The sequence below is a fragment of the Tritonibacter scottomollicae genome (assembly GCF_003003215.1).
GTDB classification, from domain to species: domain Bacteria; phylum Pseudomonadota; class Alphaproteobacteria; order Rhodobacterales; family Rhodobacteraceae; genus Epibacterium; species Epibacterium scottomollicae.
This window is the reverse complement of sequence record NZ_PVUF01000011.1, coordinates 114690-140223: the sequence shown is the minus strand read 5'-3', so window position 1 is coordinate 140223 and position 25534 is coordinate 114690. Positions and strand designations below refer to the sequence as shown.

Sequence of the window (25534 nt, the reverse complement as noted above, 5' to 3'; positions counted from 1 at the left end):
TTCGGCCTGACAGTGTTGGGGAGCCTATGCATCATGCTCTGGGCCACTTCGGTAATGCCGGACCCCCTGCGTCTGGACGTCCACCGGGCAGACCACAAACTCGCTGGGCGCCTGCTCTTGCCGGAAGATCCCGGCCCGCATCCCGCCGTCATTTTCGTGCATGGCGATGGCGCCATGCCCTGGGATGCCCACGGATACTACACGCCCTTCATGCAAGCGCTCACAAACGCTGGCTTTGCGGTCTACGCCTGGGACAAACCTGGTGTGGGCGCATCGACCGGAAACTGGCTGAACCAATCCATGCAAGCCCGCGCAGACGAGGTCATCGCAGCAGCCGACACGCTGCGCAGCGATGGACGCATACAGCCAGACAGCATCGGGCTCTTGGGGTTCAGCCAAGCCGGGTGGGTGATGCCGAAGGCCATCGCCGCGCAGCCAGATTTCGCCTATATGGTGTCAATTTCAGGCGCCATAAACTGGATAGAACAATCGGAGTTCATGACCCGCAACCGGCTGCGGCTGGAGGGCGCGACCGATTCCGAAATTCGCCAAGCCCTAGAGTTCGACCGGCTTCTGGTCGATCTGATGTCGAAGGATGCGCCCTACCACACCTACACATCGCTCGTGGAGGGTGCTCCCAGCTGCTGCCGAAGCGCGATGAGCCAGGCGCGCTGGATCTTTGCCAAAACCAATTTCCGAAGCGACGCCACCGCAGCACTGCGCCATGTTGATATCCCTGTCCTGGCACTTTTTGGTGACAGAGATCTGAACGTCGACGCCGTGCAAGGCGCCGCAACCTATCGCGACATTCTCGGGCAAACGCCGGGAGAGGTGCGCGTCGTGACCCTGAAAAACGCCGACCACTCGCTTTTGCCTGCATCCAGAGACCGGCTGGTCACCTCCGGCTTTGGCCTCATGAAGAGATTGATAAAGATAGATATTTTCGGGGCCGATGCCTTCGCCGATGACGCTGTGGGGCGGGTCGTCCGTTGGATCGCAGCGCAAGAGTAAAGCGTGCGGGCATGTGTTGCCGTCCGCTCCAGTGTCGCGGCCTGAAGACCTCTCCCTTGAACCTTGACCAAAATCCAAGGACGCAGAATGCCCCCCAAATCGACGCATGCCCAAAGCCGAAAACGGGCAAGATGGCTCTGGCTCGCTCTGGCCACGGCGACCTTGATCGGTGTGTTGCTGGTGGTGTCTGAAGCCGAAGACACCGTAGACATACAGGCAAAAAATACACCGCCGGAGCCGCCCGTCGTGTCCATCATTACCGTCGCTCCGGAAACGGTCGTGGCGCAGGTCTCGGGATTTGCCGAAGTACGCCCACGCTGGGAGACAGACATTCGGTCCGCCGTGTCCGGGCGCATCACCGAGGTCTATGACGGGGCGCTCGCCGGGGCGCAGGTCAACGCCGATGCCGCGCTAATGTCCATCGAGAAGACCCAATATAAAAGCGCTGTCGCCGTGGCCGAGATGGAGCTGGAAGAGGCGAAGCTGGCGCTGCTCCGCGCGCAAAACGATGTCATCGTGGCCCGCAAGCAGTTCGCGCGCGATGGGACCACCCCACCTGCGGCGCTGGCCCTGCGTCTGCCGCAGTTGAAGATCGCAGAGAAGGCGGCCGCCTCAGCACAGGCGCAGCTGGAGACGGCGCGGCGTGCATTGGCGGATACCAACGTGACCGCCCCCTTTGCAGGCGTGGTCACGCAGCGCATTGCCAGCCTTGGGCAAACGGTGACCCCGGGCGATCCGCTTGTCAGATTGTCCGACAACAGCGCGTTTGAGCTGAGTGTGGACGTCACCCCGACTGAGTGGGCGCTGCTGAAGCATCCGGTGTCAGGCCAGCGGGCGACATTGTCCCAGCGCGATGGGCGTCCCTTGGGCGTGGCACGCATTCGCAGCGGGGGCGGCTTTCTGGACCCAACCACGCGCCAGATGCGCCTTTTTCTGGAGCGACCGAACGCATCGCAGAAGCTCCTCGCAGGTGACTTTCTAAGGGTCACCGTTCCGGGTCGAAGCATCGCGCACACGTTGACAGTGCCGGAAAGCGCCGTGTCGCGTGCAGGGTTCCTGTGGTGGGTCGATGCGGACAATCTGCTCCACCGCACCCGGCCCGATATTCTGTTTCGATCTGGCGGAGCGATCACGCTCAGGGCACCGGAGGGTGGCACGAAATGGCGCGTGGCGAAAACACCGCTCTCTTCCTTTCTGCCGGGCCAGCGTGTCACCCCGATTGAGGGGACGGACAGATAATGCACGCCTTGACGTCCTGGTTCATTCGCAACCCCGTCGCCGCCAACCTATTGATGGCGTTGATCCTTTTCCTTGGCGTTCAGACAGTACTGAACATCCGCATCGAAGGGTTCCCCCGCATTCCACCGGAAAGCGTCACCATCACCATCGAGTATCCTGACACAACCGCAGAGCAAGTAGATCAACTGATCACGCAAAAGGTCGAGCAGGCACTGGAAGGCGTTGATGGCGTGCGAAGCATCACATCGCGATCAGAGAACGGCTTCAGTTCGCTCACCATACGCCGGGCGGGAGGGCAGGACTTGCAGGCGGTTCTGGACCGGGTCCGCATCCGCATTGATGGGATGACTGACCTACCGGACAAGGCGCGCCGTCCAGTGATCGAGGCATCGGGTTTTGATTTTCCGGCGCTCTATGTGAACCTGCATGGCGATGCCGACCCCGCGAGCTTGCAGGTGCTGGCGCAACGGCTGAAGGAAGAACTGCTGGCCCAGCCGGAGCTCTCTCGCCTGACGATCTGGGGGCTGATCCCGCGTGAGTTGCGGATCGAGGTCGACCCCGAACAGCTGCGCCAATACGGGCTGACCGTGGCCGATGTCACCCGAACGATCCAGGAAAACTCGCTCAGTTTTCAGGCGGGCGAGCTGCGCACCGACGCCGGGACCATCTTCCTGCGTGCTGACACCACTGCCAAATACGCCGCAGAATATGCCGCCTTGCCCATCATCGAACGCGATGATGGCTCTGTCGTTCTACTGCGAGAGCTTGCCACGATTCACGATGGGCTTGCCGAGGGCGACTTCCTGTTTCGGCTGAACGGAGATCCGACGGTCGGGATGGAAGTGCTGATTGGGCAAAAGGAAAACCTGCTTGATGTCAGCCGCGTGGTCCGCAGCACGCTCGATGAATTCAGCCGCCAGCTGCCGCCGCACATACATGCGGTGGCATGGGGGGACAGCGCCAACTACATCGCGGATCGCCTTGCGCTGCTGCGCTCCAACGGGGTTCAGGGCCTGCTCTTGGTCGCGTTGATGCTGTCGGTGTTTCTGAATGTTCGGTTGGCATTCTGGGTTGCGATGGGCATTCCGATATCGGTCATGGGGGCGATTGCGGTCTCGGGGTCGAAATGGCTCGACTACTCGCTCAATGACGTAACGACCTTTGGCCTGATCATCGCATTGGGCATTCTGGTGGATGATGCTGTCGTGGTCGGCGAAAGCGTGTTCGAAGAACGCCGCAGCACCCCGGATCCGGTGCTCGGCACCGAACGTGGTGTCGAGCGGGTGGCAGTGGCGACCGTGTTTGGCGTGCTGACGACGATCGCCGCCTTTTTTCCCATGCTGATGATCGACAACCCGCTGGGTAAGGCGCTGGCGGGCTTTTCCGGCATCGTTATTCTGGCACTGATCTTTTCTCTGATCGAAAGCAAGTTCATCCTGCCCGCTCACCTGGCCCAGACATCCATGACGCAGACCCGTCGCTATCTGCTGACACGTATCTGGGGGCGGGTTCAGGACATTGCACAGGCCGGGCTGGATGGGTTTCGCGACCACATTTACCAGCCGGTTCTCATCGCGTCATTGCGGCATCGCTACGCGGTGCTCATCCTCTTCATCGCGGCCGCCATGCTCGGGTTGGGCCTGATGGCGAACGGCAAGGTCAAGACGGTCTTCTTCCCCGATGTTCCGGGACAGGTGATCACGGTGAACCTGGAAATGGATGCGCGAGCGCCCTTCACCCTGACACGCGCCAATATCGACCGGATTGAGAGCATTGCGCATGAACTCAACGCAGAGTTTGCGGATCGCGCCGGTATGGACACTCTGCCGATACGATCAGTCTTTACGATCATCAGCAACGCAGGCAGCGCTCAGATCTTCGCAGAGCTGCTCCCCGTGGCCGAACGCCCCGAGGTGCCGATCCTGAAGGTGGTACAGGCATGGCGCGCTCAAGTCGGTCAGGTCGAAGGCGCGACGGAGCTGGAATTTACCGGTTCAGAAACCCTGGCCGGTGGGTTCCGCATCCGTCTGATCTCCGGGGACGAAGAGCTGCTGCGCCGCGCCAGCACCGAGATGAAGCATTTCCTCGGCAGCATCGAAGGGGTGACCAATATTCGCGATGAGATGGCGGGCGGCCAGCCGGAGCTGCGGCTGCGACTGCGCCCCGATGCACGGCACCTCGGCTTCAATGCCGAAACGCTTGCCACTCAGATCGGCTATGGGTTTGGCGGTGCAGAGGTTGCCAAGGTGCGTCGCGATGGATCAGAGGTGCGGGTTGTCGCGCAGAATGCGCTGGCCCACCGCGATACGATCACAGACCTGACGCAAACAACCCTGCGAAGCGCCACTGGCGCGTGGGTGCCGCTGGACGCGGTGGCCGATATCGAAGGTGGCTATGTATCAGGGGCGATCAACCGGCGGGATGGCAAACGGATGAATGCTGTCGCGGCGTCAATTGATCGTACGGTGGTTGCCCCAGAAGAGGTGGCACAAGCCGTCTTTGAGCAACTGGTGCCACAGCTCACCGCAAAATACCCCGGTGTAAGCGTCCTGCCGGCTGGAGAGTTGGAAGATATGGCCGACATCAGTGGCGACCTGCAACGCGCACTTCTGCTGGCCGCGGTCCTGATCTACGTGCTGATGGCCGTCCCGCTCAAGAGCTATTGGCAGCCGCTTGTCGTTCTCGCCATCGTTCCCTTCGGTTTTATCGCCGCCGCCGTCGGGCATATGATGACCGGCACGACACTGTCGTTGTTTTCGTTCTTTGGGATGCTGGCCCTGACGGGGGTTGTGGTGAATGACAGCCTTGTTTTGATCACGCGCTACAATCAGCTGAGAGAAGAAGACATCGGCGTCGAACAGGCGCTTCTCCATGCTGGGCTCGGCCGGTTCAAGGCGATTTTTCTGACGACGGCGACCACCGTCATCGGCCTGCTGCCCCTGATGACCGAAACCTCGGAACAGGCGCAATACCTGATCCCGGCTGCAGTCTCGCTCGCCTTTGGAGAGATGTTCGGCACGGCGCTGATGCTGATCCTGGTTCCCGTATTGCTGGCGATTATTGCGGACATCGTGGCCCTGTTTCGACCTGTGCCAGAACAGCCTGAGCCGTCATAGCGCCTACATCATGTGCGGCGCCATCTGACGGGGCCAATGCAGGTGAAGCCGCGAACAGTGTTGAACACTCAACTGACAAGCCCGTGAGGTCAGATTTTCTGGACCTGCCCGGCTGCCAGAACCGTGCCCGTCGGGCTTCCGGTGGGAGAGCCTCCGGGCGGTTCGTCCGAGATCGCCAGTGTGCCGGTTGCCAGCCCCGCCAGCAGTGCCTCTGGCACCTGGATAGAGGTGAGCGCCGAGGCGTTCAGCACCCCAAGAGACACCGGCCCCGCGGCATTCTCTGCAATCAGCCACAGTTCGAACACCCGACCATCGGGCGGCGATCCCGCTGCGACCTCCACCTGCAATGCGTCGGCGGTTTCACCACTGCGCACCATCAGAGAGATGGATTGATCGGCGCTGATCAGATCCGCACGGTAGGACGGGCCCTGCTCCTCCCGCCTGTCAACCACAACAACCGCGAGCGTGATGGCGACCGCTGCCAGCAGACCTCCGCCAAGGACGCGCGCCCACAGCCCGGTGAACCACCCCCGCCGGGACGCAGCCGCCGGGTCAGTCGCAACCGTTTTCAACACGGCGCCGCGCAGATGCGCTGGTGGGGTTTCTTCGGCAATATCCTCTGCCAATGTTGCCAGCTGCTGTTCCCAGTCAAGGACCAGGGCACGCAGCTCCGGCTCCTCCAGCAGGCGCGCCTCAAATGCACGATGTGCATCCTGATCCAGCAGACGCAGGACGTATTCGGCCGCCAAGGCCTTGTCACCATATGTGTCGTCCGGGCCGGTCATCGGGTCAGGCAGTCCCTCAATGTCATCAGGCTGCGCCGCAGCCAGGTTCGGATGGTGTTCAAGGGCACATCATAGCGATGCGCCAGATCCTTGTATGTATCGCCATCAAGATAGGCCCGCCGCACGGCGTCAGCCCGGTTCGTATCCAATTCTTCGAGGCAGGCAGACATGGCGCTGTGCTCGGAGCGGGAAATGGCGCTGGCCTCCGGCCCCGGACGTGCATCCGCAATCGTGACAGCTTCGGCATCAAGGGTGGTCATTGCGGCCCTGCGGCTGCGCAGCTTGTCGATCGCCAAATTGCGCGAGATGGTGATGAGCCAGGTCATCGGACTGTGCCCGGTCACCGCATAGCTGTCCGCCTTGTGCCAGATGCGGATATAAACCTCCTGCAGGACTTCCTCCGCCTCGCCGCGATGGTCGAGCACGTGAAGGCAGATCCCGAACAGCTTTTTGCTGGTGGCATCATAGAGCGCTGAGAAGGCAGACTGATCCCGCAGCGCAATGCGGGCGATCAAATGCTCGATGTCGTCTCTTGATGTCATGCGCCCAACAGATGCATGCGAGGGCGGGCTGTCAATTCTTCCATGCGCCTCCACGGCGAAAAGTTCTCGCACTGCGACGTTTCCCTGCCCGCGCACGGCCCGAGAGACCTCCGGATGCGTCACAGCACCCGGAGGTCTGATCGCTGCCGCACCTCTGTTCCATCCAGTGCAACAGTCAGGCGCGGCCACGCAATGTGGCGAAACTTACTTCGGCACCAGCACGGTGTTCACAACGTGGATGACGCCGTTGGACTGGTTCACATCGGGAATGGTCACCAGGCTTGCGGTGCCGTTCTCGTCGTAGATATAGACGTTATCGCCTTTTACCTGCGCCGACAGCGCGTCGCCCGAAACCGCCTTGAAGTGATAGAACCCATCACTCGAGGCCTTTGCCTGGCGGGCGATTTCGGCAGCAGACCAGTCACCGGCCACCACATGGGCGGTCAGAACCTTGGTCAGCATATCCTTGTTCTCAGGCTTCAGCAGCGTGTCAACGGTGCCATCTGGCAGTTTTTCAAAAGCGCTGTTCACCGGAGCGAAGACAGTGAAAGGGCCATCGGATTTCAGCGTATCCACGAGACCTGCGGCCTGCACGGCAGCAACCAGCGTCGTGTGATCCTTGGAATTGACCGCGTTCTCCACAATGTTCTTCTCGGCATACATTGGCGCGCCACCCACCATCGGGTTGTCAGTTTCCGCCGAAACAGTACCGGCAGTACAGATGGCGAGTGCGGCGATCAGAGACATGTAGGTTTTCATTCGAATTCCTCCTGTTGTCACACCCGGTGTGGGCGTGATCTGTAGAAGACACGAACCCCCGGCGAAGAAAGTTTCAGACAAGAGAAAATAAATTTGCCCCGCGCTGCTGCGTGCAGATTAGTGGACAGCGGCAATCGAGTGGCATATATTGCCAATAGTCAAGCCGGAGGCCCCCATGGCAACGCGCAACGTCGTTCTCACAGACCCGCAATCGCAATTCATAGATGAGCTCGTCGCCTCGGGCCGGTATCAGAACGCCTCCGAAGCTCTGCGCGCCGGACTGCGTCTGCTCGAACGTGAAGAAGACGAAATGCGCGATCTCAAATCGCGGGTGTCCCGTGGCGTCGAGCAGGCCCGAAGCGGACATCTCGCCGAAGGGTCAGGCGCTGATGTGATCCGTCGCACCTTCGCCGGGCCGCGTGATACCGCGTCGTGACGTCCAAACCCTGGGTCCTGACCCGCCAGGCCGAAGACAGCTTACAGGACATTGCGGATTGGACCTTTGCCACGTTTGGTCCGCGACAGGCACAGGTCTACGGCGAAGAGCTGATTGACCGCTGCACTGGTCTTGCACAAGGACATGTTCCGTCACGCCCTTGCCGGGCACTGGTCGCTCCGGATCTTCCGGACGATCTGCGCTATGTCCGTGCGGGGCAGCATTATGTTGTCTTCATCGACAGGCCTGACCAATTGATCGTCATCGACTTTCTGCATGTGCGATGCGATCTTCCACGCCGCCTGGCCGCGCTTGGAGAGGATACCACGGGCTGAGTGCAGCCTGCCTGCTCCGGCGCCGCCTTGTCCCGTAGGTTATTTCGAAATCTGGCAGGGGCACTCAGGCCGGACGCCAGCCGTTTTCTGAGCGGCGAAAGCGGACCTCGCGCGCGGGATCGTAACCGCAGCGGTCAGCGCGGCAAGCGTAGCGTTGCACATGTACCGTCGGCCCATCCAGCGTGAGCAGGTTGAAGTCGTTTTCTTCTCCGCGCAGTCGGTCGGACAGGCCGGTGCCAGCATGAACCTGCAGCATCGCTGGCGCATCGGGGCGTGGCGCGGCAAAAACATCCGCGTGCCAGCTGTGCAGATGGCCGGACAGAATGATATCGGTGTGCAATCGCGCCAGCGCCGCCCGCGCCCGACGCGCACCCCGCGTCAGCCGCTTGGGTTCGCCCGGCTGATGCTCCAGTGGGTGATGGGCAACAACGATGCGAAACGCGTCACGGGCGGTACCGGCAAAGCCTTCCTCGACGCGTCGGATATCGCGCGCACTAAAGCGGCCGCGCTGCCACCCCAGTGGGTTCACCGAGTTGATGCCGACCACGGACCAGTGGGGGTCGTGGGTTTGCGGTTCCAGATCCGAGGCGATCCACTTGCGATAGCGACGCCAGGGCATCAGCACCCGTTCGATCAGATTATCGAGCGGCGTGTCATGATTACCCGGCACGATCAGGCAAGGGGCTTCGATGCGGTCGATCATCTCATGGGCGCGCATGAACTGCCGATCACGGGCCCGCTGGGTAAGATCGCCGGAGATTGCCACGAGATCCGGTGCCAACGCGTTGATCTGCGCGATCAGCGGGTCCAAGAGCTCGGGCCGGTCGCGGCCAAAATGCAGATCGGAGAGATGCAGCAGGCGTTTCATCGGGTGGCATCCCCGAAATGCTGCGGCACCACCACCTGCAGCGCATCGTCACTCAGGTGCAGGTGGAAAGGGCCCTTCATGCGCGCCCGTTCGCCATCACGGGCCACCAGAAGTTTCTTGCGCCGCCCGTGCAGTTCGAAACTGTCGCTGCACAGCAGCTGAAAATCGCGCCCGCGCGTGGCCCGGCCAAACAGCACCGCCAGCGCGCTGCGCATCATGCCCCAACGCCCGCAATCCGGTGCGATCATCAACGCCAGCTGGCCGTCACGGATGCATTCCGCGCCATCCATTCCCATCTGATGCAGCTGAAACGCGTTGTTGAACACAAAGACCAGCGGCGTGCGAACGGTGGTGCGCTCCCCGTCAGCAAGAATATCCAGCTCCAGCGGCCGGGGCCATTGGAACAAAACTTTCAGCGCCGACCAATAGGCGGCAGCGCGACTGCGGCCCCAGAAATCGTAGATCTCCTCGCGCGAGCGCAGGATCTGCGGATAAAGACCGAAATTTGCGTTATTGAGAAACACCTGATCGTTCAGCATGGCCACGCGCAGGGCACGAATGTGGCCTTTGGCGATCACCTCCACAGCACCATCGAGGTCCTCCGGGACCCCGAGTGAGCGGGCGAAATAATTGAATGTGCCGCGCGGCAGAATGCCCATGTTACATCCGGTGCCCTTGAGCGCCTGCGCCACACCGCAGATGGTGCCGTCACCGCCCGCTGCAATGATCGTGTCATAGCCCTCCGCCACGACCTGCCGCACGGTCTCAGACAGATCTTTCGCGGGGTCGAGTTCCACGATGTGCGGCGACAGCCCATATGCTTGAAACGCGCTCGTGAGGTCTCGGGACGTATCGCCAGCTTCCTTTTTACCTGAACGAGAGTTGTGCAGGATACACAGGGAGGACTGGCGCTCCGTAAAAGTAACGGAGGATTTGGCGTCGAACATAAGCCGTTCCTTGGTTTGGGCGCCCCGACATATCGTCATGTGTCACAAAGGGACGGGCAGTCTTTGGCGTTGGGGCCTCGGCAAGCGGTTGGCGGTTGGCGACAAAATACATCCTCATTGCGCTTGATACCGCTCCGGAGGCCGCCGCCGCGCATCATGCGATCAATCTAAGTCCGCCCTGATGTATTGCCATCATCTTGAAGCAGGCTTGATTTGTGTTTCTCAGGCTTAGAACGGCCAAGATCGCGAAAAGTTCCCGCATTTCGACGCAACACATCACCCCGCCCAAGCGCTTGGGCGCACTTCCTTGCCAAGATAGGACCAAGCCTCAGCAACGGAATCTCAAAACACCATGCCAGTCCCAGCGAAGCGAAGCGAAGCGAAGCGAAGCGATGAAAATGCACTCGCGACTGACACGAAACCCTTAAAGGTGACGGATCACAGTGACGCTGATACGGTCCTCACACCCGAATTGGATTTGCCACTCTCTATGTGCTTCCCTAAGGTGTCTATTCGCTCAGGAGCGACTGCCACTAATGCCTCTGATGCCGGTGCCGCCGTAACAGGCCGTGCGCGCATGCAACCTCACACAAGGGCCTTGTCCCGGATCTCATCCCATGAACCTAGACCAGATCATCGCGTGCCCCGTTTGTGACGCCCTGCACCACGATCAGGATGTGAAAAAGCATTCAACCGCCAAATGTGCCCGCTGCGGCACGGTTCTCGCGGCTCCGAAATCGGGCGCAATGACCCGGATCGCGATGCTATCGCTCACAGCATTGATCCTGCTGATCGCCGCCGCTTGCTTTCCCTTTCTGGCGTTGGAGGCTCAGGGCTTCTCCCACCGGGCCTCCGTCCTTGATACGGTAATGGCATTTTCCAGCGGCCCGATGGCGCCCTTGTCGTTGGCAACCGGTTTTCTGATCGTCCTCCTCCCCGCTGCCCGGTATTGCGCCCTGATATACACTCTTGCCCCGATGGCCATCGGCTGGCGTCCAGCACCGCAGGCGGCAAGGGTCTACACTTGGGCAGAGCGGCTCAAACCATGGGCAATGGCCGAGATCTTCATCATTGGCGTGGCCGTGGCTCTGGTCAAAGTCTCCGGCCTCGCCCGCGTTGAACTTGGCCCGGCGTTCTGGGCGTTCGCCGCGCTGCTGGTGGTGACAATCCTTACCGACAGTGCGATCTGCAGACTTACAGTACGGAAAACACTCAAAATACGCAGCTCTGGCCAGAGCGAAATTTAATAATTCGCGCGGATGCGCTATATGCGGACAGGAGATCGACTGCTATTCCGCTGCCGACAGCCGCCAAAGGTCATATTTTCGCTTGGAACCTCCTGAAAACTCTCAGCAATACCTGACGGCCGCAGAGGCCGGTCTGGTCGGCTGCCGCGCCTGCGGGACCGTGGCACCGCGCGGCACGCGGGTGTGTCCATGTTGCCAAAGCCGCCTTGAGCTCTCCGAGACTGCCTCATTGCAACGTGTCTGGGCCTGGCTCATTGCCGGGCTGATTGCCTATATCCCAGCCAACATCTACCCGATGCTGCGCACCGTGACCTTTGGCCGTGCATCGGAGAACACCTTGATGGGCGGCATTCTGGAACTGTTGCACCATGGCTCCTATGGTGTTGCCTTTATCGTGTTCTTTGCAAGCATCGTGATCCCCATTGCGAAATTCCTGGCCATTGCGTTTCTCGCGCTGTCTGTGCGCAAACCCCCAACGCTCGACACACATGGCAGGCTGCTCCTTTATGAGGTGGTCGAATTCATCGGACGCTGGTCGATGATTGATGTCTTTGTTGTCGCTATTTTGACCGCATTGGTGCAACTGGACTTTGCCGCCGCGATCAGTCCCGGTATTGCCGCGGTGAGTTTTGCATTGTCGGTTGCCTTCACCATGCTGGCAGCCCAGAGTTTCGATCCGCGGCTGATGTGGCTCGCGGAAAAGCGAGATGAGTCATGAGCACCCCTGAACCCGCCCGCCTAAAGGTTTCCGATCACCGCCCGTCCATGTGGCGCAACCTGTCGCTGGTCTGGCTGGTGCCGCTGCTGGCGCTGGTGGTGTCACTGGGGATCGCGTGGAAGAGCTATTCTGACCGTGGCGAGCTGGTCTACATCACCTTTGAGAACGCCTCCGGGATTGTCGCCAATGAAACCACGCTGCGCTACCGCGATGTGGTGATCGGACGGGTCGAAGAGGTCGGCTTTGCCCCGGATCTGAGCAAAGTCTCCGTTGCGGTCCGGGTCGACAAGGATATTGCCCCCTTCCTGGACGAAGACGCCGCCTTCTGGGTGGTGCGCCCCGAGGTCAGCGCACAGGGGATTTCCGGCCTCAGCACCGTCCTCTCCGGGGTCTATATCGCCGGCGCATGGGATCAGACGCCCGGCGTGGCACAGACACTCTTTGTCGGGACTGACCGCCCGCCGTTGGTGCAACCCGGCCGGGACGGGCGGCGGATCACCCTGCGCACGGAAGATGGTCGAATGATCACCGAAGGCGCGCCGGTTTTGTTTCGCGGCATCGAAGTCGGACGGCTGGAGCATCCACGCCTGACCGTCAGTGGCAACAGCATCGTCGTGGATGCCTTTATCGACGCGCCGCATGACCGACGGATCACCTCTGCCACCCGGTTCTGGGATTCATCCGGTTTCACCGTCTCATTCGGAGCGGAAGGCCTGTCGCTTGATGTCGAAAGCCTCGCCTCTCTGGTGTCGGGGGGCATCCAGTTCGACTCCGTGTTCGAAGGTGGCCGCCCGGTCAATTCAAGCGCCGTTTTCGACATTTACCCCGACGAGTCCACGGCGCGACGAACTGCTTTCTCCAGATCCTTGGCAGGTGGCGTGGCCGTGTCCGTGGCCTTTGGCGAATCCGTCGCCGGGCTGAGCAGCGGTGCCGCCGTCAAACTGGGCGGCATCAAGGTCGGCGAAGTCGACAGCCTGACCGCAAGTATCCAAAGCGACACCGCCGATGCGGATGTGCGGCTGGTGGCGAAACTGCTTCTGCAACCCTCGCTGCTCGGCCTGCCACGCGGCGCCGGCGAAGAAGATGTCCTGAACTTTCTCGAACAAGCCGTGGACGGAGGGCTGCGGGCGCGGCTTGCGTCTGCGGGTCTGCTCAGCCCGGAGCTGATGGTAGAGCTTGTCCGGCTCGACAATCCAGAAGCCGCGCAATTTGACCGCACCGCAGAGCCCTACCCGGAACTGCCCAGCACCGCGTCGGATCTGCCCGACTTCACCGCCACAGCAGAAGGCGCAATGGAGCGCATCAGCCAGCTTCCCGTCGAGGAGCTGATGGCGCAGGCGATCAGCACCCTGTCCAGTATCGAGGCACTGGCCTCGGCGGACAGCACGCGTCAGGCGCCCGCCGCAGCTGTGGCGCTGCTGGAAGACACGCGCGCCTTGGTCAGCGATCCCGGCACCCGCGCCCTGCCCGGCGAACTCCATGCCACGGTGGTGGATCTGCGCGCCATTCTGACCGAACTGCAACAGGGCAGAGCCGTCGCAAACCTGACCACAGCACTGGAGCAGGGCAGCGCCGCCGCGACCGATTTTGCCACCGCCTCGAACGAACTCCCGGCACTGGTCGACGATTTGCGCACCCTTGCTGCCAAGGCGAACTCGCTCGAAGCCGAGGAGCTGATCCGCTCAGTCAGTCAGCTGATGGATAGCGCGGACGCGGTGATTGGCACGCAAGAGGCCCGCGCCCTGCCCGCCGCGCTTTCCGATGCCCTGGGGGAAATGCGCAGGACATTGGCCGAGCTGCGCGAGGGCGGCCTGGTAGAGAATGCCAACGCCACCATGGCTTCGGCGCGCGATGCGGCTGACGCCGTGGCCAGCGCCACCGAAGGGCTACCGCAACTGGCATCACGCCTGGAGCGGCTCGTGGCCCAGTCCGAAGATCTCATTGCGTCCTATGGGGGGCGCTCCACGTTCAATTCCGAGACCCTCGACGCCCTGCGTGAGGTCAAATCAGCCGCGCGCGCCGTGTCACAACTGGCCCGCAAGATCGAACGGGACCCGAACTCTCTGGTATTTGGTAGGTAAGATGAAAAAGTTTCTGTCAGCCGTATGTCTATTGTCTGCGCTCACGGCCTGTGCGGGGTCGAATGATGCGCGATATCTGATTTCAGCGATGCCGGGCGAGCGCATCGCAAATCTGCAGTCCCGCTCGATCGAGGTGCGGCTCGTGTCGCTCCCCACATATGCCTCGGCCTCCGAAATCGTGTCCGAAGGCGAAGGCGGCGCGCTGTTTGCCGAGGACGCAGCCCAATGGGCCGATGATCCGGCGCGTGGCATGTCGGTCGCGCTGGCGCGCGGCCTGAGTGATCGGACAGGTGCATCCGTCGCGGTGGAACCCTGGCCGCTGAATACCCCCGCCGACGTGCGCCTGGATGTGCGTGTCGACCAGAGCTACGCCCGCGCCGACGGCATGTTCGAACTCTCCGGCCAGTTTGCGATCTCCTCTCCCGAGGGACGCGTTCGCGAATTCGTCAAACGCTTTGAGATTGAGACGCCTGTCGAGGACCCCGGTGCGGCCTCTGCCGCACGCGCATTGTCCACCGCCCTTGCGGAGTTGTCGCGTCAGGTCGCCCTGTCGATGTAACGCTCTGCACGATCTGTCAGGACTGCGCCCCGGTCGCGCGCATGGCATCCGCCACGGTGTCGAGGTGGCGTCGCATTGCATGTGCCGCCCCGGCGGCGTCACCCGCGCCGATACAGGTCACAACCGCCTGATGTTGCGCACTGTGGTGGTCAGTGAACTCCGCAACGCCGAGCCTGCGGTAGGTTGCCTCCCACTCCCGTTGCCAGGCCGTGTGCCGCCGCACCCCCGCAAGGTAATCCAGCAATCCCAACAAGATCGGATTGCCTGTCACCTCTGCGAGGCCGCGATGGAAGGCCGCGTCAAGCTGCTCACAGGCCCCTCGGGTGGTGGCGGCGCGTCCTTTGCGCACCAACTGCAACAGATAGGCCACCGCCTGCGGGGAGGCGATCCGCGCCGCCTCGGCTGCGACCGACGGCTCTAGCGTCAGTCGCGCTTGCATCAGCTGGTCGGGCGAGGCCCCGTGAACCAGAATGTTCTCCCGGATCGGATGACCCAAAGGCCGGGGACCGTAAAACGTGCCCTGCCCCACATGTCGCCAGATCTCACCGGCATGTTCCATAACATCAAGCGCCGCGCGCAGCGTCTGACGGCTGCATCCCAGCTGTCGCGATAGCTCCCGTTCCGAGGGAAGGCGCTCCCCCGCGCCGATGCCGCCGCGACCAAGCAGCCCCCTCAGATCCAACAACACCTGCTGCACACGTGCCACGCGCATCTCCCATTTCAGACCAATTTGCAGACCATTCGACCCACATGCAATAGACCTGTCGTTTCGGGAGGTTGACCATGCTCACACTATTCGTGCTTGCCTTGTCAGGCTTTGGCGCTGGCGTTCTAAACGCGGTCGCCGGAGGCGGCACTTTCCTGTCCTTCCCCGCGCTGGTCTGGGCGGGTGTGCCGCCCATCATGGCAAATGCCACCGCCACCTTCGCGGCCATGCCCGGCTATATCGGCAGTGCATGGGCCTATAGGGATCACATATCCGGCAACGCGCGCGCGGACCTGAACCGGATCCTTGCGGTAACTGTGGTCGGCGGGTTTCTTGGCGCCGTATTGCTGCTGATCACCCCGCAGGATCTGTTTTCAGGCGTGGTGCCATGGCTGCTGCTGCTGGCGACGCTGGCCTTTGCCCTTGGCCCTATCGTCGTGCGCCAGCTGTCGCGCAGCGGTAAAAGCGTGACCGGTCCCGTCGCACTGGGGTTGCTACTGGCGGTCTGCATATACGGCGGATATTTCAACGGCGGCCTCGGCATCATGCTGCTTGCCGCCTTTGGCCTGATCGGCATGACAGACCTGCATCAGATGAACGGGCTCAAGAATTTAGTCTCGGCCGTGCTCTCCGTTGTTTCGGTTCTGACCTATGCCGCCGCAGGACTGATCGACTGGCCATCGCTGTTCATTGTTGGCCTGTCCTGCGCGCTCGGCGGATATGTCGGCGCCCTCTGTGCCAAGCGGATGCGCAGGGTCGGACTGCTGCGCGCCTTCATCGTGACGGTCGGCGTCGCAATGACCGCTCTGTTTTTTCTACAAAATTCGGGATGAGACCTGAAAATGAAGCCGCAGGTCCCACATCAGGGGAGGTTTGCCGCCTCATAGGAGTCCAGAGGCTATAGACACCCCTGAACCGTTGGGTCTCCGAACACCCTTTACCCGGCGGTGCGGACAGCAGTCCGCGTGCGACCGCCCTCGGCATCTTGGCCCACGTCCATCACCCGCTCACGGGGCAGCCAATCGGGATGAGTGTCGCGCACATGAGCCAGCAACTGCTCCCGCAACCGGCTTTGTATGATCCACCCGGTCGATGGGTCGGGCATCATGGCATAGAAACTGACCGTTAGCCCCTCTGCGGTCTGTTCTGTGGCGAAGGTACAGGCCCCCTCCACCTCGTCGATATCGGGGTCGGCACGCAAAAGCTCCGCAAAGGTCTGGCGCAGGCATTCCACATCGGCGCGCGGGTCCAGGCACAGATGGACAACCCGCATGATGCGGGCGTCGGCGACCGACCAGTTCTCGAACGGGCGGGCAACGAAATAGGTGACCGGGATGACGATCCGGCGCTGATCCCAGGTGCGCAGACGCAGAAAGGTGTAGAAGATCGATTCAACATAGGCCCAGTCGCCTTCGAACAGGATCGCATCGCCAATCCGCACCGGCTTTGCAAAGGCGATCTGAAGCGAGGCGAGAATATTGCCCAACACCGCCTGCCCCGCGATGCCGAAGACAACAGTCAACACCCCCGCAGACGCCAGAAGCGTCATCCCAACACTTTCAAACAGGTTGAGCTGGGACAGGATGACAATCAGCGCAACCGCCACCATCACAAGCACAATCAGTCGTCGCAAAGCATAAATCGACGTATAGAATTCTCGCTCGTCCCGTCCGCGTTTGTCATCGATCTCGCCCACAAAACGCAGCGTGAGGCGTTGCAAGAGCGCATCGAACAGGCGCAGGATCGTCATCCCCACACCCCAGACCATCAAAATGATCAATGTGGGCTTCAGCAGGGTCTGAACAGGACCGGAAAACGAAAAAACCTGCAACAGCACGGTCTGTCCTGCACCCGCCATGAACAGGATGCACAGCGGAAGACGACTGCGCTCAAGGCCGCGTTTCAGCCAGGGCCGCTCCACCCTGCCCGCCATGGATGAGACGACGGCATGAACGCCCCAGCCCAGCAACAACACCGCCAGGCCCAGGGTGGGCAACGCAAGCCATTCCCAGATCCATAACCCGAGAAAGCTGTCCTTGAGTACGGCGGGGATCAGGGTTTCATAGCGTCCGGGCCCGAACGCCCGATAGAGCGGGTCGATATTGCTGACCGTCTGCGGCGAAAACAACCAGACCGCCGGGGCACCTTCGGGCTTGTACCGTGCAATCCGGATATCATAGGCCGTATCCCTTGTTTCCAGAGTTGCAATGTGGAGGTCGCGGCGCGGGGTACGGGGGCTGGACCCTGACTTGGCGGCGACGTCCCTCAATGCGTCCGGGCGGGCCGAGAGGTCTGACCAGTCGATCCACACCTGACGGTCGATGATCGCCTTGAGTTTTTGCGCTTTTTCCGCACCCAAGGTGGTTTGTTGTGCCGGATCTGTCCGCGCCAGATTGAGGTAGTGGGCGGCGCGTTCGAATTCGCCCGCTTCTGTCTGAGCCAGAAATGCGCGGATCGTCTGTCTTGGGGTCGACCGCTCCAACAGGTCGTTTTCCACCGCCGCCAGCCCTTGATTGATGGAGCCTGTCTCGTACCAGAATCCGCGCGTGTCCTGCGCCCGCCCTGCAACCGCGGCGAGGCACAGGATCACAATGGCGCAGGCACCAAATGCAAGACTGCGATATATATCAAGGCGATGTTGCATCATCGTGGCTCACTGCGTTCCGTCCCTCAAGTGGCGATAGCAACAGCGCCGCCCCAAACCGACAGTTCGCCCTGTTTCGATGCGGATCAGTCGGAAAGCGCGCTGTACTTTGATGACAGAACCCCCGGCACCGCGTGGCTGTTCCGAAAAAATTGCCTTTTCCTGACCGAAGCCAATGTGCGGCTGCACGACAGCCACGCCAGACACGCGGAACAAACCAACGCCATTGCGTGTTCTTTCGGTAGCGCCGAGTGATGAGAAAGGATGCGTGTGAGATGGGGCAACCGATGGATACCCGCCAACCCGACACGGCCCTAGCGCCGCGCGCGACGCACATGGTGGCCCGATCCGCAAGAAACCATGCATCTCCTCTCAGGCCAAAAGCGCGCGCCTTGGCCCTCTGTGGCCGCAACGGACGGATATCATGAAAGACCAAAAAGCCGGTCACAAGAGCGCCCACCGCGAAACCGACAACCTGGAAAAAGACGCCATCCAGCATGAGGCGGAAGAGGAATCGGTTACAAAAGCGACACGCCTGTCATCCCGCTTGATCTACGAGGTCATCCGCCGCGACGGCGAGGAGGAGCTGGAACGACCGATGCCATCCCTGATCTGGTCCGGGCTGGCAGCCGGAATATTGATCAGCCTCTCCGTGCTTGGCGAAGGGATTTTGCGTCAGCATCTGCCGCAGGATATGGCGGGCCGCTACCTGATCGAGAATTTCGGCTACTCATTCGGCTTTCTGGTCGTAATCTTTGGCCGGATGCAGTTGTTTACAGAGAACACCATCACCACGGTGCTTCCGGTTCTCGCACGTCAGTCCCGCAAGGCGCTGTCTGCTATGCTGCGGCTCTGGGCGGTTGTGTTGACCGCGAATGTTGTCGGAGCCCTACTGGCGGCCTTGATGATGTCGAAAACCAATATGTTGAGTGCGGAGCTGGCCGAGGCCGTCATTGCCTTGTCCGATCACGCCGTCACCATGGGCGCGGGCGACAGTTTCATTCGCGCCATTCCCGCCGGTGTTCTGGTCGCGGCGATCGTCTGGATGATGCCTTCGGCTGAAGGCAATGCATTCTTCGTCATCTTGACCTTTACCTGGCTGATTGCTGCGGGAGATTTCACACATGTCATCGCCGGCTCCGTAGAGATGTGGATCATGCTTCTTGCAGGCACGATGACACCCGCTGCTGCCGCCTTCGGCTACTTCTTCCCTGTCCTGCTGGGCAATATCATCGGCGGCACCGCGATCTTTGCGATCCTTGCCTGGGGACAGGTCTATGATGAGGTCCGCCACGGGGCCGGGTCTGGCGATGGAGGACAGGACGGCTGAGACCAATGGCATGGCCTGACCTGCTGCCGCGTGGGGTCATGCACGCTGACGCTCAACGCAACCGTTCCACGCGGCGCCGCCCCCGGCACCTACCGAAGCGTCACACCATGGCTTGCGACACCAAAGGCAGCCGGCGTCCGAATTCTGCAGCCGGGGCAGGATCGTAGGGCACTAGAAACCCTGTGCGCTCTTCCGGGGAGGCGGCCAGGTTCGCATCGGCCTGCGCGCGCCAAGCCTCGACTGCGCGTTCAGGGTCCAGGAACCGCGACGGAGGGGCCATCTGCAGCCAGTGTCCGTAGACCTGCTCGCGCATGGCGGCCACCGTATCCGCTTGGCGCAGCTCCACCCCCACCTCGGTATCCCAGGTCATCGACCGGCCGTTCAGGTTGGCAGAAGACAGGATTGCGCGGCAATCATCAAAGACGGAAAACTTGGTATGAACATAGATGATCGGCGATCCCGCAAGCGTGTCACGTCCATCACCGGCCATTGCCACGGGCTGAACCGGCGACATGATCACCGCCCGTGCGCCAAAGGCATCCTGAACCTTGGCGATGCATTGCGCCTGAAGATATTCGCCGTATCGCGCGTCTGATCCGGTGTTGCCGTCAAAAGCCACATCCTCGGGAGCGGCAGGAAGCACCATGACCAAGCCAAGGTCGGGCTTCTCCCGTGCGGCCTCTGCCAGAGCGTCAGCAAGCTCCGTGTCCCGAAAGAACTGCGATTCAAGATAGATCAGATGCTTGGCCTCCCTGATTCGACGCAGATGCGTCTCCTTCAGGGTCGCATCGACCTGACGCGGCCCCGGCACATGGTTCGGCCAGTCGCGCGGTCGCGACAGGGTGGTCAGCAGGTGTTTGCGCTTTGGCGGCTCTTTGGTGCCAGCGCAGATGTCGAGGAAGCTCTCCAGATGCGCCTGTCCCTCTGCCACGATTTCGGGATCATCCAGCATCAGCTGCACATCCTGCCAGGTCTCATCACGGCGCCGGTGATGTCCCGTGTCGTCAAACCGGCGCTCGTCCAGATCCAACCCGCCAATATATAGGCGTTGGCGATCAAAAACGGCGATTTTCTGGTGGTGTGTTGCAGGCAAGAGCGGACGCACCGGCAAGAGCCGCGCACAAAGCCGCCCGTTGCCGTCGCGTCGCACATAGCCATCCAGACCCGGCATTTCGGCCAGACGCTGGTCCTGCTCGGCAGGTTCAAGCTGGTTGAGGTCCTCCAGCACGCCGTTCAGACGACTGCGTACCGCAGGCCAGAACAACGCGCACCACATTCCCCCAACCCGCGCAGGATGCGCCGCCGCGGTGAGGTTCAGTTTCGCGTCCGGACCTGCACGGAGAGCTGCGGCGCGCAGGTGGCGCATCGTCTGCCATGTGCCAACATGAAGCGGATTTGCCATCACCGCATCGAAATCGGACACAATAATATTGAGTGTGACGCCCCGGCGCAGGACATAGATGATCAGATCCTCCCACGTCGAGCCGATCCGTTGACCGACCTCACTGCGCAAGCGGGTCTGCAGGTCAAACACCCGTAAACTGGCCCATACTTCGGTCCGGGAGTTGAGAAAGGCGCGCTCCATTTCCGGAAAGGCCTCGGCGGCGGTCATCAGCATCTCCACCCCTTCGCTCGGAACTCGCGCTGCATCCTCGGAACACGTCATGACAGGTCCTTTTTCTTGCGCAGCTCGCAGACTGACTTAGGGGTGAGAAAAATCGGGTGAATGGCGCAGTCAAAACACTCTGCGACAGAGCAATGGCGGGACTGCCATGCGAACAATCCCGGCTGGTCTTGCGCCATCATTTGGGTCTACTCCTCTTGGTGATGGGCCCTTTGACACGGGGTTAGTTCATTCAAACCCGCGCAATTGTTTACAGGTTCCAACGCTGTGCCCTTTTGAACGTTCCATAACAAACCCGCGATCTTGAGAGAGTTTTCGTCGCAGCGCTTGTCGGTCACTGCCTGGCTGACGCACTGATGAAGCGCAGGCGATGACGATCAACCCGCACGGTTCAGGCCAGAGGTGAAGAGCAGGTCGGATGAACCGCGCTATCCTTTTGTTAGAACATACTATTTGAAGGTACTGCAAAAAAATTCTGTGACAATGAAACACTGGCCCCCGCGATGCGTTGACTGATCGACAGGCTAACACCCTGTATCCGAGTAACACGATACGAGGAGCCAATTATGAAACATCTTTTCACAACCACCGCTCTCGCCACCATGATCGCACTGCCCGTGGCGGCTGAGGACACGATGTCCAAAGCAGAGACCAACGGCTATGATCAGATGCAAAGCATGGAGATCAAGGTAAGCAACCTGCTGGATCACCAAATCTATATGCCCACTGATGAAACAGGGGACGCAGTGTCGGGCTCGGGCGACGCCGAGACGGGCGCCAAGATGCCCAGTGACACTGCCACAAACACCGCAACCGGTGAGCAACCCATGCAGACCAAGAGCCATGACACGTCGTTTGCGGGCCATATGAGGGCCGTGTCCGATGTTCAAAACAACTGGCAGATGGTTGGCGAAGTAGAAGACGTTCTGATGCGCCGCGATGGCGAGGTTCAGGGTCTGATCGTCGATGCAGGCGGCTTTCTGGGCGTGGGCGAGACAGAAAAGCACATCTCGCTGAACCAAATCCAGTTTGTCGAGGATGCTGACGATGAGGGCGCGTTCTTCATGGTCTATTCCGGTGGGAAATCCACGTTCGACCAAACTGAGGACTTTGACGAAACCCGCGCCGAAGACCAAGGTTGGTACCGAGCGAGCGAAACCGAAGACGCCCGCATGTGGGAGCAAGAGCGTGAAAGCCAGACCCGCGATGTAGAGTTGGCGCAGATGACCACGGATGAGCTTCTGGGCGCCGCAGCCTACGGCTCCAATGACGAATGGGTCGGCGAGGTCAGCGAGCTCACCCTGACGGATGAAGGGAAATTGGACGCGATCATTCTCGACGTGGGCGGGTTCCTTGGCATCGGCGAAAAGGCAGTCGCGCTGGAAGTGGATCAAGTTGAGATCACCCGCGTCGGAGGCGACGACCTGCGCGCGCATGTACAGGCCACAGAAGAACAGCTGGAGGCAATGCCGGCCTGGGATGAGAGCTAAGTCGCCGGCATGACCGGTGAATCATTTCAGAATATGCTGAAGGGGGGTGCGCTACGGCGCACCCCCTCTCTCTACATGCAGGTCTCGCGCGCACTCAGGCCACGCCATAGGCAAGACACGCAGAGTGTCCATCGCGCCTTGAAACCCAACTTAGGATCTCAACCCAATACCAAAATCGGAGGATCAGACATGCCTGCAAAATCCAAAGCACAACAAAAGGCAGCCGGCGCTGCGCTCTCTGCCAAACGTGGAGAAACGGCTAAGAACGATCTGAAGGGCGCCGCTCGTGACATGTATGAATCGATGTCGGAAGAACAGCTGGAGGAGTTTGCCAGCGGTGATCGCGAGCAGAAACCTGACCATGTGAAGTAAGTTCTGATCGTGCGCAGCCCTGAAAAACGGCCACCAGTTCGACTACGAGGCATGTCTAGTTCTGGCCAAACATGGCCGCACTGCCAAAGCAGCCTACAATGCAACAAGCGCCCGTCGCTGTTCAACGACGGGCGCTATTGTCTCAGGTGCTTCGCTCACTCACGACCAAGCCGGATCATTACGTCGGACCTTGAAAGTGGTCCATAGCCCCGCAGGCACGCCAACGATCAGGCCGATAGCAATGGCGACCGCAAACGCTTGCCATGCAAGCCAATCTGCAATCAGAAATGCCGTCAAAGCGGCACCTGAAATACAAAGAACCCAAAGCGGTATAAAAACAAATCTCCAACCATATTTCATTCAGACACCCTCCTTTGTGTTTGCAAAAGATCGTTCAGAAGGAGAACGCGTGGCGCGCGCATAGGTTCCAGCTGATACTCTGGAGGCAGGGTGCGAAGTCTGACGAGCGCGCTATATGGCGCCTTGGATGGATCCAGCGACCGTCAGCAGGACAGCTGCCGCGGACGACATCGCGACCAATCCAAACACCGCAAAAAGACCGTCTTTCAGCAGCAAAGACGTCGCAAACAGCAAGACCGCAGTGCCAAGGATCGACGATGAGAAGGGCACAATTTCCAGAAATGGCATCGCGGCACCGCAAAACAGACACAGCGTTTGAATGAGCTTACGCCCCGGCCAGCGCAGCAAGGGCTGGAACCGGTCACGAGAGTGATTGTCGAGCCAACTGGCAACTCCCTGGAGCTTGTCGATCGCTTCACGGGCACGCTTGCCTTCCAGTGACCGTTTGACCACGAACTGCGGCAGCCAGAGATGTTCTCGACCCGCCACCATCTGCAACGAGATCGCAGCGATGGTGATCCCGCAGAGGGACGAGAAAAGCGGAATACCACTTAGGGGTGACACGACCAACAGCGCGGGCACCATCAAGACAGGCAGAAAGGACTGCGTGCCAAACACTTCGATGATCTTGGCCACCGCAACCCGATCCTGATCCGCAAGGCGGGCAAGACGATCAACGATCTGATTGACACTGGTGGTCTGCGCGGGGTCGGACATTGAACGGTTCCTTGTGCTGTTGGCTATCTATCCAACGCCCTGCTCTGCATCACGTTCCATTGCGCGTGCCTGGTGAAGCCAGCCTGACGGCACTCCGAATGCGCGGCTCTCACTCAGAGCAGGGTCTGGATCGCAATCGCGGCGCCGTATGTCGCCAGAATACCCATGCTTTCCAGACCGATATTCGCCGGCCCCTGCCGTTGGCGATAGAGCTGCCCCAGAGTGAGAATGGCGGTCATCATCAACCCGACAGCAAGCCAGAAGACGTCGTCCTTGCCGATCGCATGGTAGATGGACCCGGCGCGATAGCCCGCGTCGCCCAGCACCAGAAAGAGCGTGTCGAAGATATTTCCGCCGATGATCCCGCCCACCGCCAGTTGCAGCGCACCGCGCCGGACAGCCGCGAGCGTCGTGACGAGTTCGGGCAAGGAGGTCACCACAGCGGTCACCAGCGCACCGACGACTGAGGCCGACATCTCCAACCTGTCGGTCAGCACGCCCGCGGTGCCCGCGATCACCCAGCCAGCGCCCCCCATGACCAGCATCAGCCCGCCGAAAGCTGCGGCGAGTCTCGGTGTTGAAGGGAATTCATCCGCCTCCTCATCCGGCTCGTCCGGCGCTGTTTCTTCGGTGTCGACCGCCGTCCACATTGGATCATTTCGCACCTGACCAGAGGCGTAGATACCCATGATGTAGATCGCCAGAAGCAGGAAGGAGGCCGGGTGGATGCCAAGAATTGCAACATCGGGGCCCAGCCACGCAGCAAGCGGTATCGCCAGCATGAACATCAAAAGCGCGCCCTGAAACACATTGACGAGGTCGGCGGCGGCGTGCTCGAGGTTGACCTTGCGATGCAGAATGTCGGCCAGCGCAAGAAAGGCGGTTTGCGCGGCGATGCCCCCGATGCCATTGGAAAACGCCAGTGACGCGCGCCCGTCGAGCGCCGAGGTCAGCGACACGATCGTGCCGGATAAAGATGTCGCCGCGCCCAGCAGTACGCCACCGATAAGCGCTTCGCCCAGCCCGGTGCGGTCGGCAATGACATCGGCCTGACCTGTCATTTTCACACCGCCCGCAAGGATGCAGAGTGCCGCCGCAGCAAAAAGCACAAGCAGGAGCGGAGTGGAAAGATCAACAAACATGGAGCAGCAACGCTCGAAACTCAGGTTGGTTCATTTCTTTTCGATTTGGGACCGAAAACTAGTCTCGATGCGTTTCGGCTGCGATGCCGCCCTGCGCGGCGTGGGCTGTTTGTCCCTTCCGCAAGTCGCTCTGCAAGAGACGCACATTGCGCAGATTGCCCTTGAAACCGATATCGAACAGATCGCCGACGATCGGAATGCTGCCGAGCATCCAGTCCAGCCCGGTGTTTACGCTCATCCGGGCAAGTGTGCGCTTCTTCGCCCCCAGCTGCCATCCTCGCGTAATCAGATAGGCCGACGGCAGAGCCGCCAGCGTGTCACCAACGCCCGGGATCAACCCGATCAGGCCGTCGAGCCCGACCCGAAACCCCGTCAGGGGAATACGAAACCGCGCATCCAGCGTCTTGGCCAAGTTTTCGAGCCGCGCCACTTCGGCGGTGATTTCAGCATCGGTGCGACGGCGGCGCATGGGCTTGGTCGGATGGGAATGATCCAGGCTCGCCATC

25 protein-coding genes are annotated in these 25534 nt (G+C 60.9%); 13 read left to right on the top strand and 12 right to left on the bottom strand.

Going from position 1 to position 25534, the window contains the following annotated elements:
• Positions 1–33: 33 nt before the first annotated feature.
• The 3 genes from CLV89_RS16245 to CLV89_RS16235 all read left to right on the top strand — a co-directional run bounded on the left by CLV89_RS16245 (position 34) and on the right by CLV89_RS16235 (position 5366).
• On the top strand, positions 34–1011 hold the full coding sequence (locus CLV89_RS16245) for an alpha/beta hydrolase family protein (RefSeq protein ID WP_106164713.1): 978 nt from the start codon (positions 34–36) through the stop codon (positions 1009–1011).
• Between the two features lie 87 nt (positions 1012–1098).
• Positions 1099–2250, top strand: a complete 1152-nt coding sequence (locus CLV89_RS16240; protein WP_106164712.1) for an efflux RND transporter periplasmic adaptor subunit — start codon at positions 1099–1101, stop codon at positions 2248–2250.
• On the top strand, positions 2250–5366 hold the full coding sequence (locus CLV89_RS16235) for an efflux RND transporter permease subunit (RefSeq protein WP_106164711.1): 3117 nt from the start codon (positions 2250–2252) through the stop codon (positions 5364–5366). Before CLV89_RS16240 ends, CLV89_RS16235 begins: the two co-directional genes overlap by 1 nt.
• A gap of 89 nt (positions 5367–5455) precedes the next feature.
• Here CLV89_RS16235 and CLV89_RS16230 read toward each other — a convergent pair whose 3' ends face one another.
• The 3 genes from CLV89_RS16230 to CLV89_RS16220 all read right to left on the bottom strand — a co-directional run bounded on the left by CLV89_RS16230 (position 5456) and on the right by CLV89_RS16220 (position 7452).
• Positions 5456–6151, bottom strand: coding sequence for an anti-sigma factor (locus CLV89_RS16230; protein WP_106164710.1), 696 nt, complete (start codon positions 6149–6151; stop codon positions 5456–5458).
• The gene (locus CLV89_RS16225) at positions 6148–6693 is read right to left on the bottom strand and encodes a sigma-70 family RNA polymerase sigma factor (protein WP_106164709.1); all 546 of its coding nucleotides are present in this window, start codon (positions 6691–6693) and stop codon (positions 6148–6150) included. The genes CLV89_RS16230 and CLV89_RS16225 overlap by 4 nt, the downstream gene beginning before the upstream one ends.
• A 204-nt stretch (positions 6694–6897) precedes the next feature.
• Positions 6898–7452: a fasciclin domain-containing protein gene (locus CLV89_RS16220; protein ID WP_106164708.1), complete on the bottom strand. Its 555-nt coding sequence runs from the start codon at positions 7450–7452 to the stop codon at positions 6898–6900.
• A gap of 175 nt (positions 7453–7627) precedes the next feature.
• Between CLV89_RS16220 and CLV89_RS16215 the strand changes: the two genes are divergently transcribed.
• Both CLV89_RS16215 and CLV89_RS16210 read left to right on the top strand, forming a co-directional pair.
• Complete coding sequence (locus tag CLV89_RS16215; protein ID WP_106164707.1) at positions 7628–7888, top strand: type II toxin-antitoxin system ParD family antitoxin; 261 nt, start codon at positions 7628–7630, stop codon at positions 7886–7888.
• A complete protein-coding gene (locus CLV89_RS16210; RefSeq protein ID WP_106164706.1) occupies positions 7885–8223 on the top strand; it encodes a type II toxin-antitoxin system RelE/ParE family toxin in 339 nt (112 codons plus the stop codon). Before CLV89_RS16215 ends, CLV89_RS16210 begins: the two co-directional genes overlap by 4 nt.
• Before the next feature lie 64 nt (positions 8224–8287).
• Here the strand turns inward: CLV89_RS16210 and CLV89_RS16205 are convergent, their stop codons facing one another.
• A complete protein-coding gene (locus CLV89_RS16205) occupies positions 8288–9091 on the bottom strand; it encodes a metallophosphoesterase family protein (RefSeq protein WP_106164705.1) in 804 nt (267 codons plus the stop codon).
• A complete protein-coding gene (locus CLV89_RS16200) occupies positions 9088–10038 on the bottom strand; it encodes a diacylglycerol/lipid kinase family protein (protein ID WP_106164704.1) in 951 nt (316 codons plus the stop codon). The genes CLV89_RS16205 and CLV89_RS16200 overlap by 4 nt, the downstream gene beginning before the upstream one ends.
• A gap of 617 nt (positions 10039–10655) precedes the next feature.
• On the opposite strand from CLV89_RS16200, the gene CLV89_RS16195 reads away from it, so the two are divergent.
• The 4 genes from CLV89_RS16195 (at position 10656) to CLV89_RS16180 (ending at position 14643) form a co-directional block, all read left to right on the top strand.
• Positions 10656–11285 (top strand): paraquat-inducible protein A, encoded by a 630-nt coding sequence (locus CLV89_RS16195; protein ID WP_106164703.1) that lies wholly within the window; start codon positions 10656–10658, stop codon positions 11283–11285.
• A gap of 82 nt (positions 11286–11367) precedes the next feature.
• Entirely contained in the window at positions 11368–12003 is a 636-nt protein-coding gene (locus CLV89_RS16190) for a paraquat-inducible protein A (RefSeq protein WP_165798143.1), read from the top strand.
• The gene (locus CLV89_RS16185; RefSeq protein ID WP_243395044.1) at positions 12000–14084 is read left to right on the top strand and encodes an MlaD family protein; all 2085 of its coding nucleotides are present in this window, start codon (positions 12000–12002) and stop codon (positions 14082–14084) included. The genes CLV89_RS16190 and CLV89_RS16185 overlap by 4 nt, the downstream gene beginning before the upstream one ends.
• Before the next feature lies 1 nt (position 14085).
• Positions 14086–14643 (top strand): PqiC family protein, encoded by a 558-nt coding sequence (locus CLV89_RS16180; RefSeq protein ID WP_106164702.1) that lies wholly within the window; start codon positions 14086–14088, stop codon positions 14641–14643.
• A gap of 16 nt (positions 14644–14659) precedes the next feature.
• Here CLV89_RS16180 and CLV89_RS16175 read toward each other — a convergent pair whose 3' ends face one another.
• Entirely contained in the window at positions 14660–15349 is a 690-nt protein-coding gene (locus CLV89_RS16175; RefSeq protein WP_243395043.1) for a FadR/GntR family transcriptional regulator, read from the bottom strand.
• A 77-nt stretch (positions 15350–15426) separates the two neighbouring features.
• Between CLV89_RS16175 and CLV89_RS16170 the strand changes: the two genes are divergently transcribed.
• Complete coding sequence (locus tag CLV89_RS16170) at positions 15427–16182, top strand: sulfite exporter TauE/SafE family protein (RefSeq protein WP_106164700.1); 756 nt, start codon at positions 15427–15429, stop codon at positions 16180–16182.
• Positions 16183–16286: 104 nt separating this feature from the next.
• Here CLV89_RS16170 and CLV89_RS16165 read toward each other — a convergent pair whose 3' ends face one another.
• On the bottom strand, positions 16287–17996 hold the full coding sequence (locus CLV89_RS16165) for a mechanosensitive ion channel family protein (protein WP_106164699.1): 1710 nt from the start codon (positions 17994–17996) through the stop codon (positions 16287–16289).
• A gap of 421 nt (positions 17997–18417) precedes the next feature.
• Between CLV89_RS16165 and CLV89_RS16160 the strand changes: the two genes are divergently transcribed.
• Entirely contained in the window at positions 18418–19323 is a 906-nt protein-coding gene (locus CLV89_RS16160; protein WP_106164698.1) for a formate/nitrite transporter family protein, read from the top strand.
• Positions 19324–19423: 100 nt separating this feature from the next.
• Here CLV89_RS16160 and CLV89_RS16155 read toward each other — a convergent pair whose 3' ends face one another.
• A complete protein-coding gene (locus CLV89_RS16155; RefSeq protein WP_106164697.1) occupies positions 19424–20989 on the bottom strand; it encodes a phospholipase D-like domain-containing protein in 1566 nt (521 codons plus the stop codon).
• 524 nt (positions 20990–21513) lie between these two features.
• Here CLV89_RS16155 and CLV89_RS16150 point away from each other — a divergent pair.
• Together CLV89_RS16150 and CLV89_RS16145 are read left to right on the top strand one after the other, a co-directional pair.
• Complete coding sequence (locus CLV89_RS16150) at positions 21514–22437, top strand: PRC-barrel domain-containing protein (RefSeq protein ID WP_106164696.1); 924 nt, start codon at positions 21514–21516, stop codon at positions 22435–22437.
• A gap of 189 nt (positions 22438–22626) precedes the next feature.
• Positions 22627–22809, top strand: coding sequence for a DUF3008 family protein (locus CLV89_RS16145; protein ID WP_106164695.1), 183 nt, complete (start codon positions 22627–22629; stop codon positions 22807–22809).
• Between the two features lie 159 nt (positions 22810–22968).
• Here CLV89_RS16145 and CLV89_RS16140 read toward each other — a convergent pair whose 3' ends face one another.
• The 4 genes from CLV89_RS16140 to CLV89_RS16125 all read right to left on the bottom strand — a co-directional run bounded on the left by CLV89_RS16140 (position 22969) and on the right by CLV89_RS16125 (position 25533).
• Positions 22969–23169 carry a hypothetical protein gene (locus CLV89_RS16140; RefSeq protein WP_106164694.1) on the bottom strand — a complete coding sequence of 67 codons (201 nt, stop codon included), beginning with the start codon at positions 23167–23169 and terminating at the stop codon, positions 22969–22971.
• A gap of 111 nt (positions 23170–23280) precedes the next feature.
• Entirely contained in the window at positions 23281–23886 is a 606-nt protein-coding gene (locus tag CLV89_RS16135; RefSeq protein WP_106164693.1) for an exopolysaccharide biosynthesis protein, read from the bottom strand.
• A gap of 113 nt (positions 23887–23999) precedes the next feature.
• Entirely contained in the window at positions 24000–25028 is a 1029-nt protein-coding gene (locus CLV89_RS16130; protein ID WP_106164692.1) for a sodium:calcium antiporter, read from the bottom strand.
• Positions 25029–25086: 58 nt separating this feature from the next.
• A complete protein-coding gene (locus tag CLV89_RS16125; protein WP_243395041.1) occupies positions 25087–25533 on the bottom strand; it encodes a DUF4112 domain-containing protein in 447 nt (148 codons plus the stop codon).
• Position 25534 lies beyond the last annotated feature (1 nt).

Bases quoted from the DNA above. Each gene is read 5' to 3' on its own strand.
- CLV89_RS16235 (WP_106164711.1), top strand. From the start codon at position 2,250: ATGCACGCCTTGACGTCCTGGTTCATTCGCAACCCCGTCGCCGCCAAC.
- CLV89_RS16225 (WP_106164709.1), bottom strand. From the start codon at position 6,693: ATGACATCAAGAGACGACATCGAGCATTTGATCGCCCGCATTGCGCTG.
- CLV89_RS16170 (WP_106164700.1), top strand. From the start codon at position 15,427: ATGCTCACACTATTCGTGCTTGCCTTGTCAGGCTTTGGCGCTGGCGTT.
- CLV89_RS16230 (WP_106164710.1), bottom strand. From the start codon at position 6,151: ATGACCGGCCCGGACGACACATATGGTGACAAGGCCTTGGCGGCCGAA.
- CLV89_RS16150 (WP_106164696.1), top strand. From the start codon at position 21,514: ATGAAACATCTTTTCACAACCACCGCTCTCGCCACCATGATCGCACTG.
- CLV89_RS16195 (WP_106164703.1), top strand. From the start codon at position 10,656: ATGAACCTAGACCAGATCATCGCGTGCCCCGTTTGTGACGCCCTGCAC.
- CLV89_RS16240 (WP_106164712.1), top strand. From the start codon at position 1,099: ATGCCCCCCAAATCGACGCATGCCCAAAGCCGAAAACGGGCAAGATGG.
- CLV89_RS16130 (WP_106164692.1), bottom strand. From the start codon at position 25,028: ATGTTTGTTGATCTTTCCACTCCGCTCCTGCTTGTGCTTTTTGCTGCG.
- CLV89_RS16135 (WP_106164693.1), bottom strand. From the start codon at position 23,886: ATGTCCGACCCCGCGCAGACCACCAGTGTCAATCAGATCGTTGATCGT.
- CLV89_RS16165 (WP_106164699.1), bottom strand. From the start codon at position 17,996: ATGATGCAACATCGCCTTGATATATATCGCAGTCTTGCATTTGGTGCC.
- CLV89_RS16215 (WP_106164707.1), top strand. From the start codon at position 7,628: ATGGCAACGCGCAACGTCGTTCTCACAGACCCGCAATCGCAATTCATA.
- CLV89_RS16140 (WP_106164694.1), bottom strand. From the start codon at position 23,169: ATGAAATATGGTTGGAGATTTGTTTTTATACCGCTTTGGGTTCTTTGT.
- CLV89_RS16205 (WP_106164705.1), bottom strand. From the start codon at position 9,091: ATGAAACGCCTGCTGCATCTCTCCGATCTGCATTTTGGCCGCGACCGG.
- CLV89_RS16160 (WP_106164698.1), top strand. From the start codon at position 18,418: ATGAAAGACCAAAAAGCCGGTCACAAGAGCGCCCACCGCGAAACCGAC.
- CLV89_RS16200 (WP_106164704.1), bottom strand. From the start codon at position 10,038: ATGTTCGACGCCAAATCCTCCGTTACTTTTACGGAGCGCCAGTCCTCC.
- CLV89_RS16245 (WP_106164713.1), top strand. From the start codon at position 34: ATGCTCTGGGCCACTTCGGTAATGCCGGACCCCCTGCGTCTGGACGTC.
- CLV89_RS16145 (WP_106164695.1), top strand. From the start codon at position 22,627: ATGCCTGCAAAATCCAAAGCACAACAAAAGGCAGCCGGCGCTGCGCTC.
- CLV89_RS16220 (WP_106164708.1), bottom strand. From the start codon at position 7,452: ATGAAAACCTACATGTCTCTGATCGCCGCACTCGCCATCTGTACTGCC.
- CLV89_RS16185 (WP_243395044.1), top strand. From the start codon at position 12,000: ATGAGCACCCCTGAACCCGCCCGCCTAAAGGTTTCCGATCACCGCCCG.
- CLV89_RS16125 (WP_243395041.1), bottom strand. From the start codon at position 25,533: ATGGCGAGCCTGGATCATTCCCATCCGACCAAGCCCATGCGCCGCCGT.
- CLV89_RS16155 (WP_106164697.1), bottom strand. From the start codon at position 20,989: ATGACGTGTTCCGAGGATGCAGCGCGAGTTCCGAGCGAAGGGGTGGAG.
- CLV89_RS16180 (WP_106164702.1), top strand. From the start codon at position 14,086: ATGAAAAAGTTTCTGTCAGCCGTATGTCTATTGTCTGCGCTCACGGCC.